Genomic DNA, 6,226 nt, shown 5'->3' on the forward strand with positions numbered 1-6,226 from the left:
ACGTCCGACGGGCAAGAGCCTCTGAACCGGGAACACATCACGTGTTCCTGGTGAATAGGCTCGGTTCCTGAACCCGGCTTTTCGATTCCACTTAGCGGGCGCCAGCGCAAGCCCTCCGCGCTCCCGGGGAGACATCAAAGAGCCCGGCCGCCCGGAATCCCCCTTCCTGGGAGTTCTCCCCGGATACCGGCCGCGGCCCCCGGACGGAAGCGGCGGGCTTACCCAAAACCGGCGAACGCTCCCTCTCCCCCAGTCAGATAACCCCGAACCCTCCAGTTACCGGATCCTGGAACAAACGGATAGCCGGCGGAACATAGGTAAACACAACAAATGCCAGCAGCCAGGCGAGCAAAACCGCTAAGCTTAAAACCACATATCCCTCATGCTCCCTCTCATCCCGGAAAAGGCGCCAGCTCAAGCGGCAGGCCACGATCACACCGGCCACAAACGTCAGGATATCCAGTATCAGATAATTGGTTCCCAATATCCCCGTGTACGTATAGAACACAACAAGAATCGTACCGATCCCCGCGCTGGCTCCCGCTGCTTTTCCAAACCAGTACCTGGGATAATTTTTACCGACCTGATAATACTCAAAAACAGCATAGGCCAAAAAGGGCAGATAGAGCATTTTCAAATGTTCCCAGGTCGATTCATTCACCGGCGCGACCGCGGCCACGATCACGGAATTCCCGCTCCATTGATAGACAAAATGCAGCAGAGTCCCCACTACCAGCACAAACAGGAATCCGCATACTTCATAAATAACCGCTGTTCTTCTCAGCAAGCTGCCGCCTCCTTTCCATTCATCACGCAAACTACTTACCGCACAGCCATCCGGCAGCTAAGCTGCCGGAAACACCTACAGTTTCTCCCCGTTACTCTCTATCACCTGCCGGTACCAGTTAAACGAACGCTTCCGGGATCTCTTAAGAGAGCCGTTCCCTTCATTATCCTTATCCACATAGATAAATCCATAGCGCTTCTTCATCTCGCCGGTTCCGAAGGATATCACATCGATACATCCCCAGGCCGTATATCCTATCACATCTACGCCGTCCAACTCCACGGCTTTTTTCATCTCCTGAATATGGGCTTTTAGATATTGTATTCGGTAATCATCCTGAATAAAACCGTCCTCATCCGGCACGTCTTCCGCGCCAAAACCGTTTTCTACAATGAACAGTGGTTTCTGATACCGCTCGTAGAGAATATTCAGCGCATAGCGAAGCCCCACGGGATCGATCTGCCATCCCCATTTTGACGCCTTCACATACGGATTTCTCACACTTCCGGCAAAACCGCTGTCTGTCTCGTCGGGCAGCTGTACGCCCGCTTTCACCGCCGCAGACATATAATAGCTGAATCCGATATAATCCACGGTCCCCTGCTTTAATATCTCTTCATCTCCCGGCTCCATCCGGATCTGATACCCCTTCTGTTCCCACATCTTCTTCAGATATTCCGGGTAGTATCCCCTTACGAATACATCCCCGAACGCAAACCTCTCATGCATCACTTCCACCGAGCGCATCATATCCTCCGGATTGCAGGAATAGGGATAAACCGGGACTACGGCCAGCATACAGCCAATCTGAAAATCCGGATTGATCTCATGCCCAAGCTTCACCACTTCCGCGCTGGCCACCAGTTCATGATGCACCGCCTGCCACATGGTCTGTAATTTATTTTCACCCTCCTGGTAGAGGACGCCGGAACAGGTAAATCCAAAGACCGGAGTTTCCACCGCGGTCTGGTTATTGATCTCATTGAAGGTCATCCAGTATTTCACTTTATCCTTATAGCGGCGCATGACAGTTTCACTGAATTTTACAAAACAGCCGATCAGCTCCCGGCTTCTGAAACCGCCGTATTTTTTGACCAGATGGTAGGGCATCTCAAAATGGCTTAGGGTTACCACCGGTTCGATCCCCTTTTTGCACAGTTCATCGAAAAGCTCGTCATAGAACTGAAGACCGGCTTCGTTGGGACTGTCTTCCTCGCCCGTCGGATAGATTCTCGTCCAGGCAATGGAGGTCCGAAAGCAGCGGAATCCCATCTCCGCGAACAGGGCGATATCCTCCCTGAAACGGTGGTAAAAATCAATGCCTTCGTGGTTTGGATAATACTCCGTGTCCAGTACCCCGTCTGTAATCCGCCTGGGAACTTTATGCGCTCCCGCTGTCATCACATCTGCGATACTGACTCCCTTACCGTCCTCCTGCCAGGCGCCTTCCAGCTGATGGGCCGCCACGGCGCCTCCCCACAGAAAATTCTCCGGCAGACTCATACCCGCTCTTCCTCCTGATTCCGATACCAGTCGATCCACTCTTCCGCCATCATTTTCGTCATCTCCGCGCTCATCATCTGATCCTCCGCGTGGATCAGAACAAGGCCTACCGGAACAGACTCCCCGGAGCATTCCCGCCGGATCAGCTCCGCATGCACATGATGCCCCTGGGCAAAGCTCTTGTCGCCCTCCTGTATCCGCAGACCGGCCTGTTCAAAGTTATTCTGTTTGGCTTCCTGAATCGCTTCCATATAACAGGATTTGGCGTCTCCCGCATAGGAAATGATCTGGAAGCAGATGGTTTCCATTTCTTCGTTCACTTATATCGTCTCCTTCATCAGTTTCCTTGCCGCCTTTAGCACATTGTCCCCTTTCACCATGCCATAATCCGTGGGGGAAATGGCATCCACCGGGATATCCGGGTACGCTTTTTGCACCTTGGATAATTGGAACCGCACCTGCGGCCCCAGCAAGATGACATCTGCCCCGGCTGCCGCGTTCAGATCCGATACCGGACAGGCTTCAATGGTACAATCGTAGCCCTGCACTTCAGCTGCTTCCCTCATTTTGCTGACCAGCATACTGGTCGACATACCCGCGTTACACATTAACAGAATCTTTTTCATTCTATTCACTCCATTCTCTGTTCTTTATACTATATATTTTTTTCTCTTTCAGCCGATACCTTAGCTGCTCTATCCGATATCGGCCCTCGCCCGGGAAACAAGCCTTTATTCCTGTCTTTATCCTGTCTTTATCCTGTCTTGATTCCCGTCTTAATTCCTGTCCTTATTCCTACTCTTTTGCCGCACGTTCCGCCTCTAAATACTGAGCATCCTGCTTTCTCATAAACGGTAAATAAACAATCACCGACAGAACCAATATAATCAGCTGTACCAGCGCCCCTCTCCAGCCGTTCAGAATAAATCCGGAAATCACCGGCGGCGTAGTCCAGGGCACCTGCACCGCGTTAAACGGATGCAGAAAACCGATGGCTGTAGCACCGTAGGTAATCAGCAGCGCTGCCAGCGGCACTACCAGAAATGGAATCAGCATGATCGGGTTAAATACAATTGGCAGCCCGAAAATAACCGGTTCATTGATATTGAAAAATCCGGGGATGACGGAAAGCTTGGAGATCTCCCTCATCTGCCCGGACCGGGCCGTCATAAGCGCCGCCAGTAAAAGCCCCAGCGTAATCCCGGTGCCTCCAAATTTTACAAAGTTATCGATCACCTGCGGCGTCATAATCTTAGCCCCGTTCTCCACCGCCAGGGCTGTACCTGAATCCACCAGCGCCTGATTCGCCAGGGCGTTGGCGGTCAGGATCGGCGCCATAACCCCCATCACGATATTCGGCCCATGCAGTCCGGCCCAGAACAGAAGGGAGATCAGCAGTACAATCACGATTCCTCCCGCCAGAGTATCGCTCAGATTCTGCATCGGAACCTGGAACAGTTCAAAGATCAGTTCGGTTAAAGATAAACCTGCCAATGCCATGCAGATCTGATAAACGATCATAGACAGCAGAATGATCACAAAGCCCGGGATCAGAGTGGTAAACGCATTGGCCACCCCTTCCGGCACTCCGGCCGGCATTTTAATAGTAATTTTCCTCTTTACAAAAAAACAGAAAATCTTGCTGGCCAGCAATCCTACAATAATCGCCGCAATCACACCATTACCACCGGTCCAGCCCCGCGGAATCACGCCGCCTACCGCCTCTCCTCCCTCGGTCACGACAGAGGACGCGGAGACAATCAAAAAGGACACCAAAGATAAGATACCGCTGGATATCCCGTCGCACCCCTCGTTTTTCGCGTAGGCATACCCGATACCGATGGCTATAATAATGGCCAGTATGTCAAAGGTACAGGCCGATACCTGATTCAGCCCCACATTCCACTGAGCCCCAAAGGTCTTCTCCATGAATCCCGCATAGTTGGAAAACGGCAGGTTGGCGATCAATAAAAACAGGGAACCGATCAGTGTGATCGGCATAGTCAAGACAAACCCATCCTTCAAAGCCGTTATTGATTTCGTACTGGCCGCCTGCATAAATTTGTCCAGCAGCTTATCAAAAAAATCTTTCATAATGCCCTCCTTTAAGATGACTTACTCCTCAATCCAATTACTAAATTCTGGCTTAGTTTCTGTTCCTTTCCATGGTTTTATACATGGTCCGCTATGTTTGTTTGAAATTGAAATGAGTCTGCCCGCAGGCATTCTTTCCTGATTTTATAAAAAGAAGCCGGAGCGTGTCTGTGTAAAATGTGATGTCCTCTTTCGCACTGGATCACATTTTACACAGGCACGCTCCGGCCCTTTTTTATGGCTATGCGCACTTAGCGCCCGTATTTTGGGCGCTTAAATTGTTTACCGATAGGATCGGCGGTATATTTCGGTAACCGCCTCTTCACTGACCAATACAGGATCTCCTTCAAAGAGCCCTCCCATGGTTTCTTTTGCATTCGCGGCCATTTGCGGGAGTTCCTCCAGCGTAATGCCATAGTCGCTCATCTTCAGCTGGTCCACACCGCAGGCCTTCTGCAGATCGGTCAGCGCTTTTACAAAATCCATGGGTTCTTTGGCGTCCTTAAATCCCAGCGCCTTCGCCATGGCAATCAGTCTCTCATCACAAGCTTTTGCGTTTGCCATAAACGTATAGTATTCCCTGCTGATCATGATCAGCCCCGCTCCATGAGGCAGTTTATGATGGTAGGCGCTCATAGCATGTTCCATGGAATGCTCGGAGATACAGCCGGAAGTCGATTCTACCATACCGGCCAGCGTATTGGCTAACGCCACATCTGCTCTGGCGTCCGAATCGCTGCCGTTTGCAACTGCTTCGGCCAGGCTGCGTCCGATTAGCTCAATGGCTCTTAACGCGAACAGATCGCTGATCTCATTGGCCGTTTTATTAATATAACCTTCCGTGCTGTGGAACAGCGCGTCAAATCCCTGATATGCCGTCAGATGCGGAGGAATCGAAACCATCAGTTCCGGGTCCACGACTGCCAGCACCGGGAAGGTATCATCACAGCCAAATCCGATCTTTTCCTGCCCGTTCGTCACTACGGCAAACGGGTCCGCCTCCGTCCCCGTACCGGCTGTTGTCGTAATTGCCACCACCGGCAGAGGCTTTGCAAGCACTTCTTTTCCTTTGCCGCTGCCTCCGGATATATAATCCCAGTAATCCCCGTCATTGGTGGCCATAACGGCGATGGCTTTCGAGGAATCGATGCTGCTGCCGCCTCCCAGGCCGATGACAAAATCGCAGCCGTTTTCCCTAGCCAGAGCCGCCCCTTCCATCACATGTTCTTTCACCGGATTCGGAAGAATCTTATCAAACAGCACATGGGCTGTCCCTGCCAGATCGAGCTGCTCTTCCAGGCGGCTTAAATATCCGTATTTCTTCACGGAATTTCCCGCAGATGTTACGATCAGCGCCTTTTTCCCGGGCAGCTTCTGCTTATGCAGATTGGACAGCTCCCCCTTGCCAAACAGAATTCTGGTGGGAATGAAATATTGAAACTGCATTTGAACCACTCCTTTGATTTATGATTGGAAATTGTTTACCTGTTACTGCAACGTATGAACCTTTCCGCCTATATCATGAGTATAGAACTTAAAGTTAACTGAAAGTCAAGCTTTTTTTACCCCTCCTTTTACCCCTCCCTCCCTCCCTTTTACCCCTCTCTCCCCTCTCTCTATCTCTGCCTCCTTTTATCTCTACCTTTTAGGTTCTTCCTCGGGTTTGGGTATGCCCGCTGCTTAAGGGCCGGTGTGTGTCGGTGTCCCGGAATGCTCCGGGCAGCCGGATTCTTTTGTGTCTCTCCGGGAGCGCATAGGGCGGCTGAGCTCCCGCTTAGTGGAATCGGAAAGCCGGGTTCAGGATGACCGGCGGACTTCACGTCCGACGGGCAAGAGCCTCTG

6 protein-coding genes are annotated in these 6,226 nt (G+C 51.5%); all 6 read right to left on the reverse strand.

Going from position 1 to position 6,226, the window contains the following annotated elements; genetic code table 11:
* Positions 1–253: 253 nt before the first annotated feature.
* Positions 254–787, reverse strand: coding sequence for a DUF6512 family protein (locus KTH89_RS24520; protein ID WP_158347833.1), 534 nt, complete (start codon positions 785–787; stop codon positions 254–256).
* Positions 788–862: 75 nt separating this feature from the next.
* Entirely contained in the window at positions 863–2,290 is a 1,428-nt protein-coding gene (locus KTH89_RS24525) for a 6-phospho-beta-glucosidase (protein WP_238723452.1), read from the reverse strand.
* Complete coding sequence (locus KTH89_RS24530; RefSeq protein ID WP_317251472.1) at positions 2,287–2,610, reverse strand: PTS lactose/cellobiose transporter subunit IIA; 324 nt, start codon at positions 2,608–2,610, stop codon at positions 2,287–2,289. The genes KTH89_RS24525 and KTH89_RS24530 overlap by 4 nt, the downstream gene beginning before the upstream one ends.
* On the reverse strand, positions 2,611–2,916 hold the full coding sequence (locus KTH89_RS24535; RefSeq protein ID WP_238723453.1) for a PTS sugar transporter subunit IIB: 306 nt from the start codon (positions 2,914–2,916) through the stop codon (positions 2,611–2,613).
* Between the two features lie 169 nt (positions 2,917–3,085).
* Positions 3,086–4,384: a PTS sugar transporter subunit IIC gene (locus KTH89_RS24540; RefSeq protein WP_158347839.1), complete on the reverse strand. Its 1,299-nt coding sequence runs from the start codon at positions 4,382–4,384 to the stop codon at positions 3,086–3,088.
* 282 nt (positions 4,385–4,666) lie between these two features.
* Positions 4,667–5,830 (reverse strand): iron-containing alcohol dehydrogenase, encoded by a 1,164-nt coding sequence (locus KTH89_RS24545; RefSeq protein ID WP_238723454.1) that lies wholly within the window; start codon positions 5,828–5,830, stop codon positions 4,667–4,669.
* Positions 5,831–6,226 lie beyond the last annotated feature (396 nt).

This window comes from Diplocloster agilis (assembly GCF_019042275.1).
In the GTDB taxonomy this organism is placed as follows: Bacteria; Bacillota; Clostridia; order Lachnospirales; family Lachnospiraceae; genus Diplocloster; species Diplocloster agilis.

Bases quoted from the DNA above. Each gene is read 5' to 3' on its own strand.
- KTH89_RS24540 (WP_158347839.1), bottom strand. From the start codon at position 4,384: ATGAAAGATTTTTTTGATAAGCTGCTGGACAAATTTATGCAGGCGGCC.
- KTH89_RS24545 (WP_238723454.1), bottom strand. From the start codon at position 5,830: ATGCAGTTTCAATATTTCATTCCCACCAGAATTCTGTTTGGCAAGGGG.
- KTH89_RS24535 (WP_238723453.1), bottom strand. From the start codon at position 2,916: ATGAAAAAGATTCTGTTAATGTGTAACGCGGGTATGTCGACCAGTATG.
- KTH89_RS24525 (WP_238723452.1), bottom strand. From the start codon at position 2,290: ATGAGTCTGCCGGAGAATTTTCTGTGGGGAGGCGCCGTGGCGGCCCAT.